This window comes from Rhodanobacter sp. FW106-HT46G03, assembly GCF_058789895.1.
On record NZ_JBYTCC010000001.1, the window covers coordinates 1,480,562 to 1,500,833 of the forward strand.

Here is a 20,272-nt window from a genome sequence, read left to right on the forward strand (position 1 = left end):
ATAGCGGCCGTGCATGCGCGGGCGGGAACGGGAGCGTATGGCTGCGCGCCTCAGGGACGGGCGGCACATCCATGTGCCGCGGCGTTACCGCTCCCCGCGCACCAACCGTAACCTCGCCGCCGTCACCCCCGGCAACGCGCGCACGGCGCGCAGCAGGTCGGGGATCGGCTGCACGCGCCACTCCTCGCCGAGTTCCAGGTCGGCTTGTGCCTGTGCGTTGTGGTAGCCGTGCAGGCTGACGCTGGTCGGCCCACCGCGGAAGCCGGCGAGGGTGGCCCGCAAGCGCGCCGGGAAATCCTGGCCGATGCCGTTGAGCTTTACCTGCAGCAACCGCGCGTGGCGGCGGCAGGCGTCGGCAAGGGTGGTGGCGTTGCGGGCGCGCAGCTGGAAACCGCCACCGGAAAACTCGTCGATGCGCAAGCCACCCTCGACGATCAGGATTTCGTCGCGCACCAGGAGTGGCGCGGCCTGCTGGTAGAGCTCGCCGAAGAAGCTCACCTCGATCACGCCGGTGCCGTCTTCGAGGCGCACGAAGGCATCGCTGTCGCCGCGCTTGCGCACCGCCACCACCATGCCGGCGGCGACCCACGGCGTATCCGGGCCGCGGCGGAAACGGTTGCCGTCGTCGGTGTCGCTCTTGCGCGGCTTGGGCGGCTGGTAGCGGTCGGCGATCTCGCCGAGCGGGCAGGTGGCGAGCTGGGCCAGTTCCTCGCGCCAGGGGTCGGTGGGGTGGCCGGAAAGGTAATGGCCGAGGGTGTCGCGCTCGCCCTGCAGTTTTTGTTCGAGCGGCCACTCGGGCGCAGTGGGCAACTCGATCTGCAGCACCGGTGTGGCGTTGCCGGTGGCGGCGCCGAACATGTCGTTCTGGCCGGATTGCTGGTCGTGCAGGTATTGGTCGGCGGCCTTGATCGCATCGGGCAATTGCAACATCAGGCTGGCGCGGTTCGGCGCCAGGGCGTCGAGCGCACCGGCGTAGATCAAGGCTTCGAGCACGCGCCGGTTGAGCTTGCTGGAGTCCACCCGCCGGCAGAAATCGGCGAGGTTGGTGTAGGCGCCGGCATGCTCGCGCTCCGCCGCGATGGCTTCACACGCGCCTTGGCCCACGCCCTTGACCGCGCCGAGGCCGTAGCGGATCTCCTTCGGTTCGGTGGCGACGAACATGAAGTTCGAGGCGTTGACATCCGGCGGCAGCACCGCCACGCCGAGGCGCTGCGCCTCATGAATGAAGGTGACGACCTTGTCGGTGTTGTCCATGTCCGAAGAGATCGTCGCGGCGAGGAATTCGGCCGGGTAGTGCGCCTTGAGCCACACCGTCTGGTAGGTGACCAGCGCGTAGGCCGCGGCGTGCGACTTGTTGAAGCCGTAGCCGGCGAATTTCTCCATCAGGTCGAAGATGGCGTCGGCTTTTTCCGCCGACAGCCCGCCCTTGGCCGCACCCTCGCGGAAGATCGCGCGGTGCTTGACCATCTCCTCGACTTTTTTCTTGCCCATCGCGCGGCGCAACAGGTCGGCGCCACCGAGCGTGTAGCCGCCGACGATCTGCGCCATCTGCATCACCTGCTCCTGGTAGACCATGATGCCGTAGGTCTCTTTCAGGATCGGTTCGACGCGCGGGTCGGGGTACTCCACCTCCTCCTTGCCGTGCTTGCGTGCGATGTAGTCGGGGATGAGGTCCATCGGGCCGGGGCGGTACAGCGCCACCAGCGCCACGATGTCGTGGAAACGGTCGGGCCTGGCGTCCTTCAGCATGCGCTGCATGCCGGTGGACTCGAGCTGGAACACAGCGACGGTTTCGGCCTTGCGCAAGAGCCTGTAGCAATCCTCGTCGTCGAGCGGGATGCGCATGATGTCGAGCGGCGCATCGCCAGTTTGCGCGCGGCGCGCGTTGATCGCCTTCATCGCCCAGTCGATGATGGTCAGCGTGCGCAGGCCGAGAAAGTCGAACTTGACCAGTCCGACCTCCTCCACGTCGTGCTTGTCGTACTGGGTGACCATGCCGCCGCCGTCGGGGTCGCAGTACATCGGCGCGAACTCGGTCAGCGGCTTGGGTCCGATCACCACGCCGCCGGCGTGCTTGCCGGTGTTGCGCGTGAGGTTTTCCAGCTTGAGCGCGAGGTCGATCAGCGGCCGCGCCTCGTCCTGGTCCTGCTCGTAGAGCTCGCAGAACTCCTTGACGACGCGCTCCGGCTCCTTCTTGGACTTTTCCGTGCGGCCGAGCGCGTCCGACAGCGTGAGGTCGAGCGGCCGCATCGGGATCAGCTTGGCGATCTTGTCCACCGCGCCGTAGCCCATGCCGAGCACGCGGCCGGAGTCGCGCAGCACCGCCTTGGCGGCCATCGAGCCGTAGGTGATGATCTGGCTGACGTGGTCGCGGCCGTACTTGCGCGCCACGTAGTCGATCACCTCGTCGCGCCGATCCATGCAGAAGTCGACGTCGAAGTCGGGCATCGACACGCGCTCGGGGTTCAGGAACCGCTCGAACAGCAGGTCGAACTGCAGTGGGTCAAGCTCGGTGATGCGCAGTGACCACGCTACCAGCGAGCCGGCGCCGGAGCCGCGCCCGGGCCCCACCGGGATGCCGTGCTGTTTGCTCCAGTTGATGAAGTCGGCCACGATCAGGAAGTAGCCGGGAAACCCCATCTTGACGATCACCCCCAGCTCGCGCTCGAGCCGATCGTGGTAATCCTCCAGCGTGTGACCTTCCGCCAGTGGGTTCACCGCCAGGCGCTCGGCGAGGCCCTTGCGCGCCAGCTCGCAGATGTGGGTGTCGAGGTTGTAGCCATCCGGCACCGGGAAATCGGGCAGGTAATAGGTGCCGAACTTGAGCTCGAGATTGCAGCGCTTGGCGAGCTCGACGGTGTTTTCCAGCGCCTCGGGCAGGTCGGCGAACAGCTCCGCCATTTCCTCCGGGGTTTTCAGGTATTGCTCGGGGCTGTAGTCGTGGGGACGCTTGGGGTCGGCCAGCACGCGGCCCTGGTGGATGCACACGCGCGCCTCGTGCGCCTCGAAGTCGGCGCGGGTGAGGAAGCGCACGTCGTTCGAGGCCACTACCGGCAGGTCGAGCTCGGCGGCCAGCGCCAGCGCCGCCTGGTTCCACGCCTCTTCGTTCTCGCGCCCGCAGCGCGTGAGTTCCAGGTACAGCCGGTCGGGAAAGCGTTGTGCGAGCGGGCGCAACCTCGCCAGCGCGGCGGCATGGCCTTGCACCAGTGCGCTGCGCGCCACTTCGCTTTCGCGCCCGAGCAAGGCAATGAGACCATCGGTGGCCTTGGGCGTAAGCCAGCCGCTGTCGGCCAGCGCCCGCCCGCCTTGCTGGCCGTCCTGCCACACGCGCGATACCAGGCGCATGAGGTTCATGTAGCCATCGTGTTGCATGCACAGCAAGGTCAGCCGCCACGGCCGCGGGTCGTCCGGCGCGGCCACCCACAGATCGGTGCCGCCGATCGGCTTGATGCCCGCGCTCATGCCTGCCTCGTACAGCTTGATCGTGGCGAACATGTTCGACTCGTCGGTCAGCGCCACCGCCGGCATGCCGGCCTTTGCACAGGTGGCAATCAGCGACTTGATGCGGATCGTCGAGTCGACCAGCGAAAACTCGCTGTGCAGGTGGAGATGAACGAAGCGTGCAGGCATGCGGACTCACCGGGTGAGTCTTGGAAGGCTAGCCGCCATCCCCTGCGCCCACAAGCTTGACAGCCGGGTGGACGGAATTGCGGGCGATTGGCCGTGCGGCAGACCGCGGTCGGGTTCAGCGCACGCCGAAGCGCGGGTTGTCGATCGACTGCACGTAGTGGTCGAGCCCATGCACCACGATTGGCCTGCGGTCGTAATCGAGATGCTCGGGTTCGGCAGCGGCATCGGCGGCGCGAACGGTTTCCGGTGACGGCGTGAGGCTTTCGTTTGGCCCCAGCACGAGCGGTTTGCGGCGGCTTGGACGCAGCATGGTGCGAGTCCTCCGGTTCGTGGGCCCGGACGGTCGTGCCGATGCAACGCAACCGGCATGGCCGGTGCTTCCGTGCAGGCGTTGATCCCATGGCAATTTTGCGCGTACGAATACTTATTGGCGCGTGATTTTTTCGTGCGAACGTCGGTCAGCGGCGCAGCGGAAACAACTCGCCTTGGTCGAGCAGCACGCGCACCGGCGCAAAACTGCGACGGTGTTGCGGGCACGGGCCGAGACGCTTGAGCGCGGCCAGGTGCGCCGGCGTCGGGTAACCCTTGTGGATGGCGAAGCCATAACCCGGAAACCGCGCATCCATCGCCACCAGCAGGTGATCGCGGGTGACCTTGGCCAGGATCGACGCCGCGCTGATGGCGGGTTCCAGTGCGTCGCCGCCGACGATCGCACGGCCGGCGCAGGGCAGATCCTTCGGCAGCCGGTTGCCGTCGACCAGTGCCATCGTCGGTGCCACCGACAACCCGCGCAGCGCGCGGCTCATGCCGGTCATCGTTGCCTGAAAGATGTTGAGACGGTCGATTTCGTCCGCCTCGACGGCAACCACGCAATGCGCCAGCGCGCGTGCGCGGATCAGCGGAAACAAGGCTTCGCGGCGTTTCTCGCTGAGTTTCTTGGAATCGTCCAGGCCGTCTATCGGCCGCGCGGGATCGAGGATCACCGCGGCCACCACGACCGGCCCGGCAAGCGGCCCACGTCCGGCTTCGTCGACCCCTGCTTCAATCAAACCCGGATTTGCTGGAGTCAATTCGTTCATGAGAACCACAACGTGTGAGTGCAGACGTGCACAGCCCGCTTATGGCAAGCCCCGCCTCACTTCGGCGCTCCCCCCCAGAGGTGAGCGGGCGGACGGCTGCTCCACCAGCTCGCCGATCGCTTCCGCCGCCGCTTCCGCTGCGCTGCCGGCCAGATTCGCCCGCAGGGCTTGGTGCAGCTGCTCGAAGGCGCCCACGATGGCGCCACGACGTTCGCTGTCGTTGAACAGTGCCAGCAATGCTCCGGCGAGCTTGGTGCCGGTACAGTCCCGTTGCATCAGTTCCGGCACCAGTACCGCCTGCTCGCCCATGCCGCAGGCGCGGGCCAGCACGTTTGGTAGCGAATAGACGTCCGTTCGCAACAGGCGCAGCAGCCTGGCGATGTGATAGCTGAGTGGTGAGACGCGGTAACCGACCACCATCGGGCGCTTTGCCAGCATCGCTTCGAGTGTGGCCGTGCCGGACGCAAGCAGCACCACGTCGGCGGCCTGCATCGCCAGATGCGCACGGCCGTCCAGCCAGTCGGGCGCCGCACCCGCGGGCCAGCCGTCGGCAAACCGCGTGCGCAAATGCTCCAGCAACGTCGGGTTGGCTGCCGGCACCACGATGCGCAGGCCGGGCAGGGCGGCGGCTACGCGGCGTGCGGCGTCGAAAAACGGTTCGCCAAGCCGTGCCAGCTCGCTGCCGCGGCTGCCGGGCAACACTGCCAGCACCGGCGCATCGGGTGGCAGCTGCAGCGTTTCGCGCGCTGCGGCGCGATCGGACACCAGGGGAAAACGGTCGGCCAGCGGGTGGCCGGTGAAACGCGCGTCGATGTGGTGCCGGGCATAGATCGGCGGCTCCATCGGAAACAGGCACAGCACGCGATCCGCGGCACGGCCGATCTTTTCGACCCGCCCCTCGCGCCACGCCCACACCGAGGGGCTGACGTAATGCACCGCGCGCAAGCCAGCCTGCTTTACCCGCCGCTCGACGCCGAGGTTGAAATCCGGCGCATCGATGCCGACGACGACCGCGGGCCGCTCGCGCAACAGCCGTGCCACCAATTCGCGCCGCAGTCTGAGCAGCCGTGGCAAATGCGCCACCACCTCGGCCAGCCCGAACAGCGACAGCTCGGCCACGTCATGCCACGCCTCGAACCCCAACGCTCGCATCCGCCGCCCACCGATGCCGGCAAACCGTGCGGCGGGAAAGCGCTTGCGCAGCGCCTCCAGCAAATCGGCCCCGAGCTGGTCGCCGGATTCCTCGCCGGCGAGGAGGACGATGGTGGGAGGAGGCGTGTCGTTCATGAGAAGAGCCGGAGCAGAGCCCGTACCTGATTGCCCGATAAGCGAGGCGCTTATCGGGCGAGCGACCGCTCGCTGTGGTCGAGGAACTCGACCATGGCGCGCACGTCGGCACTGTCTTTGGCTTGTTCGAGGAGCCTTTCGCGGGCTTCGGTCAGGGGCAGGCCGGCCATGTACAGCGTGCGGTAGGCGCGCTTGATCGAGCTGATGCGCGAGCCGTCGAAGCCACGGCGCTTCAGGCCTTCGCTGTTGATGCCGCGCGGGCGGCCGTGCTGGTCATTGGCCATCATCAGGAATGGCGGCACATCGGTGCCGACCAGGCAGCCCATGGCGATGAAGGCATGCGCACCGACCTTGCAGAACTGGTGCACGCCGGCGTAGCCGGAAATGATCACCCAGTCGCCGATTTCGGCGTGCCCGGCGAGGGCGGAATAGTTGGAAAACACCACGTGGTTGCCGACCTTGCAGTCGTGCGCCACATGCACGTACGCCAAGAGCCAGTTGTCGTCGCCGACACGCGTCTGCCCACCGCCACCGACGGTGCCGCGGTTGATGGTGACAAACTCGCGGATCAGGTTGCGGTCGCCAATCACCAGCTCGGTGCGCTCGCCGTTGTATTTCTTGTCCTGCGGGTCGCCACCGAGCGAGGCGAACTGCAGGATGCGGTTGTCGCGGCCGATGCGCGTGGGACCATCCACCACCACGTGCGGACCGATGACGGTGTGGTCGCCGATTTCCACCTCGGCGCCGATCACGCTGTAGGCGCCGATCGAGACGTTCGCGCCGATCTTTGCCGTGGGGTCGATGAGCGCGGTTGCGTGGATCATTTTTCCGACCTTGCCGCGCACATCAATTCACAGCTCGCGACTTCCTTGCCATCCACCACGGCGCGCGCGGCAAACAGGCCCATGCCGCGCATTACGCGCTTGATCGACACTTCCAGCCGCAATTGGTCGCCCGGTACCACCGGTGCGGAGAACCGTGCGTTGTCCACCTTCACCAGGTAGAACAGCGGATTCTGCAGGTTGCCCTTGCTGCGGTTGCTGAGCTGGGTGAGCAGGCCGGCTGCCTGTGCCATCGCCTCGATCAGCAGCACCCCGGGCATCACCGGCTGGGTCGGAAAATGGCCGGTGAAGAATGGCTCGTTGATGGTGACATTCTTGATCGCCACCGCGCGCTGGTCGGGCACGAACTCGATCACCCGATCCACCAGCAGGAACGGGTAGCGGTGCGGCAGCAGTCGGCGGATTTCTTCCACCGGCACCGGCAAGGTCACCGTCGAGGCGTCGTCACTCATGATGCTTGTCCTTCTCCAGCGCCGCCAGGCGACGCGCGAAATCATCCAGGTGTTTGAATCGGGCCGCGCTCTTGCGCCATCCGCGGTTCTCCTGCAGCGGGGTGCCGGAGGAATACTCGCCGCTGGTGCGGATCGAATGCGTGACCAGACTCTTGGCGGTAATGGTAACCCGGTCGGCTACCTCGAGATGGCCGAGCACGCCGGCATTGCCGCCGATCTGGCAATAGCGGCCGATGACGGCGCTGCCGGCGACCGCAGCGCAACCGGCCATGGCAGTGTGCGCGCCCACGTGCACGTTGTGCGCGATCTGGACCAGGTTGTCCAGCCGCACGTCTTCTTCGAGTACGGTGTCGTCCAGTGCGCCCCGGTCGATGGTGGTGTTGGCGCCGATCTCGCAATCGTCGCCGATGCGCACGCCGCCGAGCTGCGGGATCTTCACCCAGTGGTCGGCCTCGAACGCCAGCCCGAAGCCATCGGAGCCGATCACCGCGCCCGGGTGCACCAGCACCCGCTGACCGAGCGTCACGCGGGTCACCAGGGTCACCCGGGCAACGAGGTGGGCGTCGGCGCCGACGGTGCACTCCGCGCCGATGATGCAATGCGGGCCGAGCACCGCGCGTTCGCCGATCACCGCGCTGGCGGCCACCACGCAGCCAGCGCCGATGCAGGCCCCCGCGCCGATGTGCGCGCCAGCCTCGACCACCGCACTCGGATGAATGCCAGGCGTTGCAGCTGGCGGCGGCACAAACACACCGGCGATCTTGGCATAGGCCACATACGGGTCGGCGGCGATCAACGCATCGACTGGGCACGCCTCAACATGGCTGGGGTGCAGGATGACGGCGCCGGCACGGGTCGTGGCCAGTTGTGCAACGTACTTGCGGTTGGACAAAAACGCCAGCTGGGTGGCGTCCGCATGCGCCAGCGTGGCGATGCCGGTGATGCGCCGGTTGCCGTCGCCGCGCAGTTGCAGGCCGAAACGCCGGGCGAGCTCATCGAGGGTGTGGCTGGTTGGCATGCTCAATGGTGACTCCACAGCGGGGAGTTCATGGTACGTCGGCAGCCATCAGCGAAAAGCGCGGCGAACCGCGCTTCTCGGGGGGGGGCTTGCGTACCGTTTTCGGCCTAGAACATCGAGCCGAAGGTGAACTGGATGCGCTCTTCGTAATGGCCGTCGTCCTTCTGCGTGCGGAATGGCACGGCGAAGTTGATGATCATCGGCCCCATTGGCGACTGCCAATGCAGGGAGATGCCGGTGGAGGCGCGCAGGGTCTTTGCGCTGAAATCCTGCCAGCTTGCATAGGCGTTGCCGGTGTCGACGAACCACGACACACGCGCCGTGTTGATGTCCTTCAGGAACGGCAACGGCAGATAGAGCTCGGCGGTGCCGAGCACTTTGAACGCACCGCCCACCGGCTGCGCGTAGCTGTAATAGCTGCCGTTGCAGATGCCGTTGGATGCGGGCGCACCGGTGCCGGCGCACAGGCGCGGACCGAGCGTGTTGTCCTGGAAGCCGCGCACGTCGCGTACGCCGCCGGAGTAGAAGTTTTGCCAGAATGGGAAGTCGTTGCGCATGTCGGTCAATGTCTGGCCGTTGGCCGCGTAGGCATCCTTCAGTTTCTTGAACTCGGCGTCGCTGATGCCGTTCTGGCCATAGGACTCGCCGTAGCCGACCTGGCCGTCGAGATACAGCACGAAGCCGTGGCCGATCGGCCAGTAATGGTTGGCCTCGCCGGTGATTTTCCAGTACTTCACGGTCGAACCGGGCAGGGCAACCTCGGAGTTGAGCGAAAGTACGCCGCCGCGGGTCGGCGCCCAGAAGCCGTTGCGGGTGTCGAGATTCCAACCCAGCGTGCCGGTGAGCGAGTGCACCGTCATGTTGCCGATCTCGTTCTGGTAGTCGATCAGCGGCTGCGGGGTAAGCCCGGGGATGGAGTTGATCTTGTTGCTGGACAGGCCGAGGCCGGCGCGCACGCTCTGGAAATCGGTGATCGGGAAGCCAAGGTAGGTGGAGAACGCCTTCTGGCTGGTCGAGTAGTTGGCGAACTGGCTGTTGTTGACGTTGCCGAAGTCGGTCTTCGAGTAGGTGGCGTTGTAGCCGATGCCGACGCCGTTGTCGGTGAGATACGGGTTGTAGTAGTTGACGTTGAAGCGGGTGTAATAACTGCTGCGCTCGCCGCTCACCGATACGCTGTCACCGGTGCCGAACAGGTTGCGTTGCGACACCGAGGCGGACAGGATCATGCCCGAGTATTGCGAGTAGCCGATGCCGAACTGCAGGCTGCCGGCGGACTGCTCTTCGACCTTGACGGTCACATCCACCTGGTCGTCCGAGCCGGGCACCTTCTTCTTGTCGATGTCGACCTTCTTGAAGTAGCCAAGCTGCTGCAGACGGATCTTCGAGCGGTCGAGCATGGCCTGCGAGTACCACGAGCCCTCGAGCTGGCGCATTTCGCGCCGCAGCACGTTGTCTTCGGTGAGCGTGTTGCCTTCGAAGATCACCCGGCGCACGTACACGCGCTGGCCCGGTTCGATGTACAGCGTGAGATCGACGGTGCGCTTTTCCTTGTCGAGCTTGGGATAGGGCGTAACCTTGGCGTAGGCATAGCCGATGTTGGCCAGCATCGCCTTGATCGCCTTGGTGCTGTTCTCGATCGCACCGCGGTTGAACACCTCGCCGGGCTTGATGAACACCAGTTGGCGCAGGGTCTTTTCCGGCAGTACCAGCGTACCCAGCAGCTTGACATCTGCGACCTTGTAGATCTCGCCTTCCTTGATGTCGGCAGCGATGTACATCGACTGCTTGTTCGGCGCAATCGTGACCTGGGTCGAATCGACGCCGAAATCGGCGTAGCCGCGGTCCATGTAGTACGACTGCAGTTTTTCCAGATCCCCGGAGAGCTTTTCGCGCGAATACTGGTCGTTCTTGGAGTACCACGACATCCAGTTCGGCGTGCCCAGTTCGAAGGTGTCGCGGATCTGTCGGTCGGTGTAGGCGTGGTTCCCGACGATATTGATCTCCTGGATCTTCGCTACCTTGCCTTCGCGGATCTCGATGTCGATCGCCACCCGGTTGCGGTCCAGGCGAACCACGTGCGGGATCACCGACACGCTGTACTTGCCGCGGTTGTAGTACTGGTGGATCAGCTCCTGCTGCACGTTGTCCAGCGCCAGGCGGTCGAAGGTCTCGCCTTCGTCCAGGCCGATCGATTTCAGGCCCTTCTTCAGATCCTCGGTCTTGATGTCCTTGTTGCCGCGGATGGTGAGCTTGGCGATCGACGGCCGCTCCGTCACCTTGATGACGAGGATGCTGCCGTCGCGCTCGAGCTCCACGTCGCTGAAGAACTTGGTCTGGTACAGCGCACGGATCGCGCGTTGCGCCGTGGCGTCGGTCATCCGGTCGCCGCGGTTGACCGGCAGGTAGTTGAACACCGTGCCGGCCGAGATGCGCGACAGCCCGTCGATGCGGATGTCCGAGATCGTGAACGGGTCGAATGCGAAGGCATTGGCAGAAAGGGAGGCAAGCAAGATGAGGGCGGCGATACGCTTCATCGTCGATTCCGATAAATGAATGCCGGTCAGGCCCAAGGCTTGACCGGAACACGCGACAGAAAGATTCCGCGCCGCGAGGAACGGTTGGCGCCGACAGGCGCCGGGTACAGCAGCCCGTCGCGCATTGGCGCGCCGGACCCGAACGGAGAAGGCATCGATACGCGATGGATGCGGATCATGCCGTCACGACAGCAGCAGGCGGTGGATATCGTTGTAGAACACCAATCCCATCAGGCTGAACAGCAAAACCAGTCCGATGTATTGGCCGATTGCCATGGCCTGATCGCTCAACGGGCTGCCCTTCAAGAGTTCGATAAGGTAATACAGCAGGTGCCCGCCGTCCAAAACCGGAATGGGGAGAAGGTTCAGCACCGCGAGGCTGAGCGACACCATGGCGAGGAACTGCAGGAACCAAGCCAGCCCCATGTGTGCGCTGGCGTTGGCCATCTGCGCGATGCCGATCACGCTGGACAGGTTCTTGGTGGAGGCCTCGCCGCCGACCATTTTGCCGACCATGGCAAAGGTCTGCACGGTGTTGCGCCAGGTGTCGTGCAGCGATGCGGTCAGTGCGCGCGCGGCGCCGTAGCGCAGGGTGGCGGTTTCCAGTGGTGCGGCGCCAACCCCGATCACCCAGTGCGCAGGCTGGCCTTGCAATGCCTCGTGGCGGGCAGTGACCGCCAGCGTCAGCGGCTTGCCATGGCGTTCGATTGCCAGCGTGAGTTTCGGCGAGATCGCTGCCTGCGTCTGCAGCAGTTTGCCCAACGCATCGAAATCGCTTACTGGCTTGCCGTTGATCGCGAGGATGCGGTCGCCACCCTGCATACCGCCCAGGGCCGCCGGCTGCCCGGGCAGCACGGTGGCCACGATGGCCGGGGGCGGGGCCAGTGTCAGGCCCAGCGTGGTGAGGTAACGATCGACCGTCTGGCCCGGTGGCAGCTCGTTCAGCGGCAGGCGCAGCTGGTGCTGGATGCCATCCGGCCGGCGCACGGTGAGTGGCAGCGGGGTGCGGCCGAGCAGGGCATTGGCCAGCGCGTCGAGCGAATCGCTCCAGGTGTCGACCTCACGGCCGCCGATGCGCACGATGCGGTCGCCCGACTGGACCCCGGCCACGGCCGCCATGCTCTGCGGCTGCGCGGTCACGATCGGCGCCACGTCCGGGCGCCCGATCACGAACATCAGCCACAGCGCCGCCACGGTAAAGATCAGGTTGAAACCGGGGCCAGCCAGCACGATCAGGATGCGCTTCCACACCGGCTGCACGGTGAACTCCTGATCGCGCAGCTGCGGCGGCACCACGCCTTCGCGCGCGTCCAGCATTTTCACGTAGCCGCCAAGCGGGATCGCCGCGATCTGGTACTCGACCCCGTCGCGGCTGACGTGTTTCCACACCGCCTTGCCGAACCCCACCGAGAAGCGCAACACCCGCACGCCCAATCGGCGCGCGACCCAGAAATGGCCGAACTCATGAAAGGTCACCAGCACGCCGAGCGTGACCAGCAACCAGAACAACGAGCCAAAGAAGGAATTCATCAAGCCACACAGCCCGAATCAAGAGGGACAGAATATCAGCAAGCCCGGTTGCGCAACGATGCGCGCAACAGCGCGGCACGACGCGCGCTATTGACCACAAACCGCCCAGCCAGTTCCGCGCACCCGCGGCAGTGGGCGCGCCATACCGCGTTGCCCTCAGCACAAGGTAACGGGCTTTCCCGAATCCCGGTGCTTACAGAATCCACCTCAGCCCCAGCGCAAACACCGGCAGTGCGGCGAACACGCTGTCCAGCCGATCGAGCAGACCACCGTGGCCGGGAAAGATGCTGCCGGAATCCTTCACCCCGGCGTGCCGCTTCATCAGGCTTTCAAGCAGGTCGCCGATGATCGAGGCGATCACGGTGACGACGCCGAGCAGGCCCAGGCCAATCAGCGCCGCGCCGTGCACGCCGAGCAGGCTGCCGCCAACCAGGCACACCAGCAGGCCGGCCACCACCGCACCATAGGCCCCGGCGCGGGTCTTGCCGGGGCTGATCTGCGGGGCGAGCTTGCGCTTGCCAAAAGCGCGTCCGCTGAAGTACGCGCCGATGTCGGCGGCCCACACGATGATCAGTGCCAGCAGCGTCCACCAGGGGCCGTGTGGTTCGTGGCCGTGCAGGGCGATCAAGGCTAGCCACGCCGGCAGCGTCACGCACAGGCCAGCAAGAAGTTTCAACCGCCGGTTCTCGGTGGTGGGGGCCGCTGCGAACGCAAAGTGCCGCAGCCAGGCGAAAGCCAGCAGCCACCAGCCGATACCGAGCGTGATCACGGCGGTGCCGACCATGCCGGTGTGTGTGGACCACAGCAGGCCGTACAGTGCGGCGGCAATCCCCAGCCATGCCAGGCGGGACCACCTGCCACGCACCCCGGCGAGGCGCAGCCATTCCTCCAGGGCGGCGACGAACACGGCGGCGCAGATCGCGGCAAACCACGGCGTGGTCGGCAGCAAAATGATCGCAATGGCCAGCGGCGCCAGCAGCAGGGCCGTGAGAACGCGCTGTAGCAGCATGCTTACCCCTGATGGCCGGTGGCGATCTGTTCGCCGGTGCGACCGTAGCGACGTTCACGGTGGCCGAAATCGTCGATGGCGCGCCGCAGGCAGGTCTGGTCGAAATCCGGCCACAGCGTATCGGTGAAATGCAGCTCGGCATAGGCCGCCTGCCACAACAGAAAATTGCTGAGCCGGTACTCGCCGCCGGTGCGGATGAAAAGGTCGAGTGGCGGCAGGTCGCCGAGGCTGATGAAGCGGCCGAGCGTGGCCTCGTCCATATCCTCGGCACGCAGTTCACCACGGGCGATGGCCTGTGCGGCCTGGCGCGCGGCTTGCACAATGTCCCAGCGGCCACCGTAGTTCACGGCAATATTGAGCTGCAGTTTGTGGTTGCCCGCCGTGCGCTGCATGGCGGCCAGCATCCGCTCGCGCAGTGGCGCTTCGAAACGATCGAGGTCGCCGATGAAACGCAGGCGCACGCCCTGTGCATGCAGCTCGTCGGTTTCCTTGTCCAAGGCGCGCAGGAACAGCGTCATCAGCGCGCCAACCTCGGCCTGTGGACGTTGCCAGTTTTCGCTGGAAAACGCGAACAGCGTCAGCGCCTCGACGCCATGGCGCAGGCAGCCTTCGACCACTTCGCGCACGGCCTTGCGCCCGGCGTCGTGGCCGAAGCTGCGGGGTCGATGGCGTGCCTTTGCCCAGCGGCCGTTGCCGTCCATCACGATGGCGATGTGGCGGGGTACGGGCGGCTTTGAGTTCATGCGGCGAGGCGACGGGATGAAGAACGTTGGTGCGGTGGCGCGCGGCGCGCCAGCCCGCCTTGCAGCGGAACAACGCCGACGTTGTCGTGGATTATGTGCAAGATACCCCTCTCCGGTTGCCGACTCTCCCGCGGCGGCGAGGGAGGATGCCTGACGGTGTGCCGTGCCCGGCTCGGCTGCACACGGCGGTGTGACAGCGCGGTCACACGGACATCAATTCGTCTTCCTTGGCCTTGACGACCCCGTCTACATCCTTCACGAAACGGTCGGTAAGCTTTTGGATCTCGTCGCCAGCCTGGCGTTCGTCGTCCTCGCTGATGGCCTTGTCCTTGAGCAGGTCCTTCACCCGCTGGATCGCGTCGCGGCGTACGTTGCGGATGGCGACCTTCGCGTTTTCGCCCTCATGGCCCACATGCTTGGCCAGCTCGCGGCGACGTTCCTCGGTGAGCGGCGGCATGTTGAGGCGGATCACGGTGCCGGCAGTGGTCGGCGTGACGCCGATGTCGGAAGCCATCAAGGCTTTTTCCACCGCCGCGACCAACCCCTTGTCGAACGGGGTGATGATGATTGACCGTGCATCGCCAAGCGCCACCGAAGCCACCTGGTTCAGCGGCATCTCCGTGCCGTAGGCCGGCACCTTGACGTTGTCCACCAGCGCGGTGCTGGCGCGACCGGTGCGCAGGCGGGTCAGCTCCTGGCGGAGGGCATCGATGCTTTTGCCCATGCGCGTCTGGGCATCGGTCTTGATGTCGTGGATCATGGACGGTTCCCGATCAAACTGGCAAGCCGACGAGTATACCAGTGTCGGGCCACGCCCCGAGGCCGGATCAGCCGTGTACGAGGGTGCCGATGGCTTCGCCATGCATGATGCGCATGAGGTTGCCGGGCACCGTCATGTCGTAGATGCGCAACGCCACGTTGTGGTCGCGGCACAGGGCAATGGCCGCGGTGTCCATCACCTTCAGATTGCGGTGGATCACCTCGTCATACGTGAGGTGGTCGTAGCGCGTGGCCTCGGGATGGGTGGCCGGATCGGCGGTGTACACGCCATCAACCTTGGTCGCCTTGAGCAGCAGGTCGGCGCCGATTTCGACCGCGCGCAGCGCCGCGGCCGAATCCGTGGTGAAAAACGGGTTGCCGGTGCCGGCGGCGAACAACGCGATGCGGCCCTTCTCGATGTGGCGGATCGCACGACGGCGGATGTAATCCTCGGCCACGTCGTGGATCTGGATTGCGCTCATCACGCGTGCATAGCCGCCGCGTTTCTCGATCGCGTCGGCCATGGCCAGCGCGTTCATGACCGTGGCGAGCATGCCCATATGGTCGCCGGTGACGCGATCCATGCCGGCCGCAGCCAACCCTTCGCCGCGAAAGATGTTGCCGCCGCCGATCACCACGCCCACTTCGACGCCGGTCCGGCGTACCTCGATGATCTCGTCGGCCAGGCGGCCAATCACCTTCGGGTCAATGCCGTAATCGGCTTCGCCCATCAGCGCTTCACCGGAGAGCTTGAGCAGAATGCGGCGGTACTTGGGCTGGTCGCTCATGAGAACTCCGGATTGTGGGTCACAAAACTGCCGCATTGTAGCCGTGCGCAGCGTGTCGAGGGAGCGTGCGGGCACGAAAAAGGCGGAGCCGCGATGGCTCCGCCCGGGTTTTGCCACAGCGGGAATCAGGCGAGGTTCTTGGCCGCGAACTCCCAGTTCACCAGCGCCCAGAACGCCTCGAGATACTTCGGGCGCGCGTTGCGGTAGTCGATGTAATACGCGTGTTCCCACACGTCGACGGTGAGCAGCGGTTTGTCGCTGCCGGTGATCGGCGTGGCCGCATTCGAGGTGTTGACCACCGCGAGCGTGCCGTTCGGACGCTGCACCAGCCACGTCCAGCCGGAACCGAAGTTGCCGCTGGCCGACTTGGTGAACTCGTCCTTGAACTTGTCGAACGAGCCGAACGACTTGGTGATCGCGTCGGCAACCTTGCCGGTCGGCGCGTGGCCGCCCTTCGGGCTCAGCGAGTTCCAGTAGAACGTGTGGTTCCAGGTTTGTGCGGCGTTGTTGAACAAGCCGCCAGTGGCCTTGCGCACGATGTCTTCGAGTTTGGCGTTGGCAAACTCGGTGCCTTCGATCGCGGCGTTGAGCTTGGTCACGTAGCCCTGATGATGCTTGCCGTAGTGGTACTCCAGCGTTTCCTGCGAAATGTGCGGCGCCAAAGCGCTTTTGTCGTAGGGCAGCGGGGGAAGTTCGATCGCCATGAGTGGCTCCTTGGGTTTGGCTGGAGGAAAGGGAGCGCGGCGTGTGGGCACCGCAGACCGACTGATACAATACCGAACTGCCTGCATTGTAAAGATGAAATCTTTCCCTATGGATGTAACCGAGCGGATCAAGTCGGTGCTCGCCGCGCACCCGATCGTGTTGTTCATGAAGGGCACGCCCGCGTACCCGATGTGCGAGTTTTCCAGCCGTGCGGCGCAGGCGCTGCATGATGCGGGCGCCGTTTTCCACGCGGTCAACGTGCAGGCCGATCCGGAGATCCGCGCGGCGTTGCCGCACTTTGCCAACTGGCCGACGTTCCCGCAGCTTTTCATCCAGGGCGAGTTCGTCGGCGGCTGCGACGTGGTGGTCGATCTCAAGGCCTCCGGCGAGTTGGCGCGCATGGCCAGCGAGGTTTCCGTGGCGCCGCAGGCATGAGTCTCCCCATCATGCGGTTGCCGGCCGGGTTTGCGCCGGCCCCGGCAGCGCTGGCGGATCGCGTGGTGCTGGTTACCGGCGCCTATGGCGGGCTGGGCAGTGCGGTGGCCCGGGCGGCCGCGCGCGCCGGCGCCACCGTGGTCATGACCGGCAAGCGCAAGCGCCTGCTGGAAAAGCTCTACGACGCGATGCGCGCGGAGGGCTTGCCCGAGCCGGTGATCCATCCGCTCGACATGGAGTCGGCGACGCCGCGCGAGTACGCCTCGCTTGCCGATGGCCTGCGCCATGACTTCGGACGACTCGATGGCGTGGTGCATGGCGCGGCCAGCTTCAGTGGTCTGACGCCGTTGGCGTTCCATCGGCCGGACGATTGGCTGCGCGTCATGCACGTCAACGTCAACGCACCCTTCGCGCTCACCCAGGCGTGCATGCCGTTGCTGCAAGCAGCCGCGGACAGTGCCGTGGTGTTCGTGCTGGACGATCCGGAGCGCATGGGGCGTGCGCACTGGGGTGCGTATGGCGCATCCAAGGGCGCGCTCGAACGACTGGCTTCGATCCTGCATGAGGAAACCGACGAGAGTCCGTTGCGCGTGCATGCCGTGTTGCCGGCACCGATGCGTACCGCCCTGCGCCGCGCGGCGTATTACGGCGAAAACACCATGCTGCTGCCGCTGCCGGATGCCACTGCGGACGCCATCGTGTGGCTGCTGAGCGCCGCCGGGGCACCGGTGCGCGGGCATTTGCTCGATCTGCGGGCGGTGCCATGAGCTTGCGCAACCCGCAACGCGTGTTCGGTGAGGGCGCCTGATGGAAGCGCAAATGACGCCGCTGTCCGCGGGAATCATGTTGTTTCTCATCATGGATCCGCTGGGCAACATTCCCCTGTTCCTGAGTCTGCTGAAAGCGGTGCCGCCAAAGCGGCGCACGCGCGTGATGGTGCGTGAGCTGCTGATCGCGCTCGGCGTGCTGCTCGGTTTCCTGATGGGCGGGCAATACCTGCTGCATCTGCTGCAGCTCAAGCAGGAGTCGATCAGCGTTGCCGGCGGCATCGTGCTGTTCCTGATCGGCATCCGCATGGTGTTTCCACCGTCCGATGGCAGTGGCATCTTCGGCAACACCACCACCGGCGAACCGTTCATCGTGCCGATGGCGATCCCCGGCGTGGCCGGACCCTCGGCGATGGCCGCGTTGCTGCTGCTCACCAACACGCAGCCGGGGCGCATGACCGATTGGGCCACGGCGTTGTTGCTGGCGTGGCTGGCGACGTCGATCATCCTGCTCAGCTCCACCTACTTGTTCCGCTGGCTGGGCGAGAGCGTGCTCACCGCGCTGGAACGGGTGATGGGCATGGTACTGATCGCGATGTCCGTGCAAATGTTCATGGGCGGCCTGGCCGCGTTTCTGCACCTGCACGCCTGAGCCGCGCCAAAGCCCGCGGCGACATAATCGCCTTGTCATGATTGCCCGCCACGATGGGGAAAACCCGGCGTGGAGACGGTCATGCTCAGCATCGAACAGAACCTGATGGAGCGCTTGCCCTGGCTGGCGCGGCGCCCGTCCGTGCGCCGTCCGCTGGCGGAACTGCTGGCCGGGCTGGCCGACCAGCGCGGCTTCAACCATGTCCTGGAGCGCCTCGGCGCAACCGCGGGGCTGGATTTTGTCGAACGCGCGCTGGACCTGCTAGGCCTGCGCTGCCAGCTGGATCCGCGTGAGCGCGAGCACATTCCGGTGGACGGCCCGCTGCTGGTGGTGGCGAACCATCCGCTGGGCATGGCCGACGCGCTGGCGCTGCTGCAGCTGGTGGGGTCGGTGCGCCGCGACGTGCGCGTGCTCGGCAACGACTGGCTGGCGGCGGTGCCGCAGCTGAGCAGCCTGTTGTTGCCGGTGGACGTGTTTGGCGGTGGTGCCCGCTCGCACCTGCGCGAGGTGTGTCGCGCACTGGATCGCGGCGAGGCGCTGATCCTGTTTCCGGCCGGCGAGGTGTCGCGGCTGGGGCCGGTGGGCGTGCGTGATGGGCGCTGGTTGGACGGCTTCGCGCGTCTCGCGCTGCGCCATCGTGCGCCGGTGCTGCCGGTGCACATTGCCGCGCGCAATTCGGCGGCGTTCTACGGCATGTCGATGCTGGCGCGTCCGCTGGCGACCGCGATGCTGCCGCGCGAGGCGGTCGCGTCCGGCCGGCGCATCGGCCTGAGCATCGGTGCCCTGGTCGACAGCGAGGAACTGGCGCGGCACGGCAGCGGATCGCCGCAACGGATCGCGAAGCTGATGCGCCGGCATGTCTACCGCGTGGCGCGCCGTCGCGGCCTGATCTTCGGCGGTCAGGCACCGCTGGCACTGCCCGAGCCGGCCGAATTGGTGGCCGCCGACCTGCGGCGGGGTGAGAAGCTATGCGATTTCCGCGACGGCAAGCAGGCCTGGCTGCTCGATGGCCTGGTCGACGGCGCACTGCAACGCGAGCTGGGCCGCCTGCGCGAACTGGCTTTCCGGATGGTGGGCGAGGGCACCGGGCAGCGGCGCGACCTCGACGCCTACGACACGCATTACCAGCACCTGCTGCTGTGGGATCCGCAGGCCTGGCGCATCGTGGGCGGCTACCGGCTGGGACACGGTGGCCAGCTGCTTGCCGCGCATGGCCTGCCGGGCCTGTACAGCGCCAGCCTGTTCCAGTATTCGCCGGCGCTGGAATCGCGGCTCGCGCAGGGGCTGGAACTGGGCCGCAGCTTCATTGCGCCGGCGTACTGGCGCTCGCGCGCGTTGGACCAGTTGTGGCGCGGCATCGGCCAGTACCTGCAGCGGCATGCCGAACTGCGCTACCTGTTCGGCCCGGTGAGCCTGTCCGCACGCCTGCCGCATGAGGCACGCGAGTGGATCGTGGCGGCGCATCGTCACTATTTCGGCGCACCGGGCCTGGCAACGGCGAGGCAGCCGTTCCAGGTATCCGCTGGCATTACCGCAGACGTGTGCGCGGTGCTCGGTGATCTGGCTGCGGACGCGGGCCTGGAACGGCTGGACAGCCGGCTCGACGCGCTGGGGGTGAGCCTGCCGGTGCTGTATCGCCAGTACGTGGGGCTGGTCGGTCCCGCCGGCGTGCATTTCCTGGATTTCGGCGAGGATCCCGGCTTTTCTGGCTGTGTGGACGGTCTGGTGATGCTGGACGTGGCCCAGCTGAAGCCGTCCAAGCGTGCCCGCTACCTCGGCGGTGGTGCGGATTGAGTGACGGATGACGGTGTGAAATTGCGTTCCGCATGAGATTTCGCAAGAGATTTGTGAAGGCGTCGCGGGACTGTCATATAGTATCGTTAAAGTCCTCTTAACAATTGGTTGGCAGGCGGGCTGGTCCCGCCACCGTCGTACCCCGTCCACACGTTTCAGGGGAAACCACGTGCTCGTTGGCCCGGCATGCCGGGAGACGGACTACCGGGTTTCGTCCGCGAGAAATTTCGTTGCGAACTTGAGGGAAA

General features: G+C 66.0%; 18 protein-coding genes. 4 read left to right on the top strand and 14 right to left on the bottom strand.

The window, feature by feature from the left end; all coding sequences use genetic code 11:
- Positions 1-84 precede the first annotated feature (84 nt).
- The 14 genes from dnaE to AC3WP6_RS06340 form a co-directional block, all read right to left on the bottom strand.
- Positions 85-3,630: a DNA polymerase III subunit alpha gene (gene dnaE / locus AC3WP6_RS06275; RefSeq protein WP_492626933.1), complete on the bottom strand. Its 3,546-nt coding sequence runs from the start codon at positions 3,628-3,630 to the stop codon at positions 85-87.
- Between the two features lie 115 nt (positions 3,631-3,745).
- A complete protein-coding gene (locus AC3WP6_RS06280; protein ID WP_492626934.1) occupies positions 3,746-3,940 on the bottom strand; it encodes a hypothetical protein in 195 nt (64 codons plus the stop codon).
- 148 nt (positions 3,941-4,088) lie between these two features.
- Positions 4,089-4,709, bottom strand: coding sequence for a ribonuclease HII (rnhB, locus tag AC3WP6_RS06285; protein WP_492626935.1), 621 nt, complete (start codon positions 4,707-4,709; stop codon positions 4,089-4,091).
- A 39-nt stretch (positions 4,710-4,748) separates the two neighbouring features.
- Positions 4,749-5,996, bottom strand: coding sequence for a lipid-A-disaccharide synthase (lpxB, locus tag AC3WP6_RS06290; RefSeq protein ID WP_492626936.1), 1,248 nt, complete (start codon positions 5,994-5,996; stop codon positions 4,749-4,751).
- A gap of 50 nt (positions 5,997-6,046) precedes the next feature.
- A complete protein-coding gene (gene lpxA / locus AC3WP6_RS06295; RefSeq protein WP_492626937.1) occupies positions 6,047-6,820 on the bottom strand; it encodes an acyl-ACP--UDP-N-acetylglucosamine O-acyltransferase in 774 nt (257 codons plus the stop codon).
- Entirely contained in the window at positions 6,817-7,290 is a 474-nt protein-coding gene (fabZ, locus tag AC3WP6_RS06300; RefSeq protein WP_492626938.1) for a 3-hydroxyacyl-ACP dehydratase FabZ, read from the bottom strand. Before fabZ ends, lpxA begins: the two co-directional genes overlap by 4 nt.
- Positions 7,283-8,308, bottom strand: a complete 1,026-nt coding sequence (lpxD, locus tag AC3WP6_RS06305; RefSeq protein ID WP_492628645.1) for a UDP-3-O-(3-hydroxymyristoyl)glucosamine N-acyltransferase — start codon at positions 8,306-8,308, stop codon at positions 7,283-7,285. Before lpxD ends, fabZ begins: the two co-directional genes overlap by 8 nt.
- 107 nt (positions 8,309-8,415) lie before the next feature.
- Positions 8,416-10,842, bottom strand: coding sequence for an outer membrane protein assembly factor BamA (bamA, locus tag AC3WP6_RS06310; RefSeq protein WP_492626939.1), 2,427 nt, complete (start codon positions 10,840-10,842; stop codon positions 8,416-8,418).
- A gap of 183 nt (positions 10,843-11,025) precedes the next feature.
- On the bottom strand, positions 11,026-12,372 hold the full coding sequence (gene rseP / locus AC3WP6_RS06315; protein WP_492626940.1) for an RIP metalloprotease RseP: 1,347 nt from the start codon (positions 12,370-12,372) through the stop codon (positions 11,026-11,028).
- A gap of 193 nt (positions 12,373-12,565) precedes the next feature.
- Positions 12,566-13,381: a phosphatidate cytidylyltransferase gene (locus tag AC3WP6_RS06320; protein ID WP_492626941.1), complete on the bottom strand. Its 816-nt coding sequence runs from the start codon at positions 13,379-13,381 to the stop codon at positions 12,566-12,568.
- A gap of 2 nt (positions 13,382-13,383) precedes the next feature.
- The gene (gene uppS / locus AC3WP6_RS06325; protein ID WP_492626942.1) at positions 13,384-14,124 is read right to left on the bottom strand and encodes a polyprenyl diphosphate synthase; all 741 of its coding nucleotides are present in this window, start codon (positions 14,122-14,124) and stop codon (positions 13,384-13,386) included.
- A gap of 202 nt (positions 14,125-14,326) precedes the next feature.
- Positions 14,327-14,884: a ribosome recycling factor gene (gene frr, locus AC3WP6_RS06330; protein ID WP_492626943.1), complete on the bottom strand. Its 558-nt coding sequence runs from the start codon at positions 14,882-14,884 to the stop codon at positions 14,327-14,329.
- A gap of 67 nt (positions 14,885-14,951) precedes the next feature.
- Positions 14,952-15,671 (bottom strand): UMP kinase, encoded by a 720-nt coding sequence (gene pyrH / locus AC3WP6_RS06335; protein WP_492626944.1) that lies wholly within the window; start codon positions 15,669-15,671, stop codon positions 14,952-14,954.
- Positions 15,672-15,796: 125 nt separating this feature from the next.
- Positions 15,797-16,375, bottom strand: coding sequence for a superoxide dismutase (locus AC3WP6_RS06340; RefSeq protein WP_492626945.1), 579 nt, complete (start codon positions 16,373-16,375; stop codon positions 15,797-15,799).
- Positions 16,376-16,484: 109 nt separating this feature from the next.
- Between AC3WP6_RS06340 and grxD the strand changes: the two genes are divergently transcribed.
- The 4 genes from grxD (at position 16,485) to olsF (ending at position 20,024) form a co-directional block, all read left to right on the top strand.
- Positions 16,485-16,811 (top strand): Grx4 family monothiol glutaredoxin, encoded by a 327-nt coding sequence (gene grxD / locus AC3WP6_RS06345; protein WP_492626946.1) that lies wholly within the window; start codon positions 16,485-16,487, stop codon positions 16,809-16,811.
- Positions 16,808-17,578, top strand: coding sequence for an SDR family NAD(P)-dependent oxidoreductase (locus AC3WP6_RS06350; protein ID WP_492626947.1), 771 nt, complete (start codon positions 16,808-16,810; stop codon positions 17,576-17,578). Before grxD ends, AC3WP6_RS06350 begins: the two co-directional genes overlap by 4 nt.
- A 52-nt stretch (positions 17,579-17,630) precedes the next feature.
- A complete protein-coding gene (locus AC3WP6_RS06355) occupies positions 17,631-18,230 on the top strand; it encodes a MarC family protein (RefSeq protein ID WP_492626948.1) in 600 nt (199 codons plus the stop codon).
- Positions 18,231-18,311: 81 nt separating this feature from the next.
- On the top strand, positions 18,312-20,024 hold the full coding sequence (gene olsF / locus AC3WP6_RS06360) for a bifunctional ornithine lipid synthase OlsF (protein WP_492626949.1): 1,713 nt from the start codon (positions 18,312-18,314) through the stop codon (positions 20,022-20,024).
- Positions 20,025-20,272: the final 248 nt, after the last annotated feature.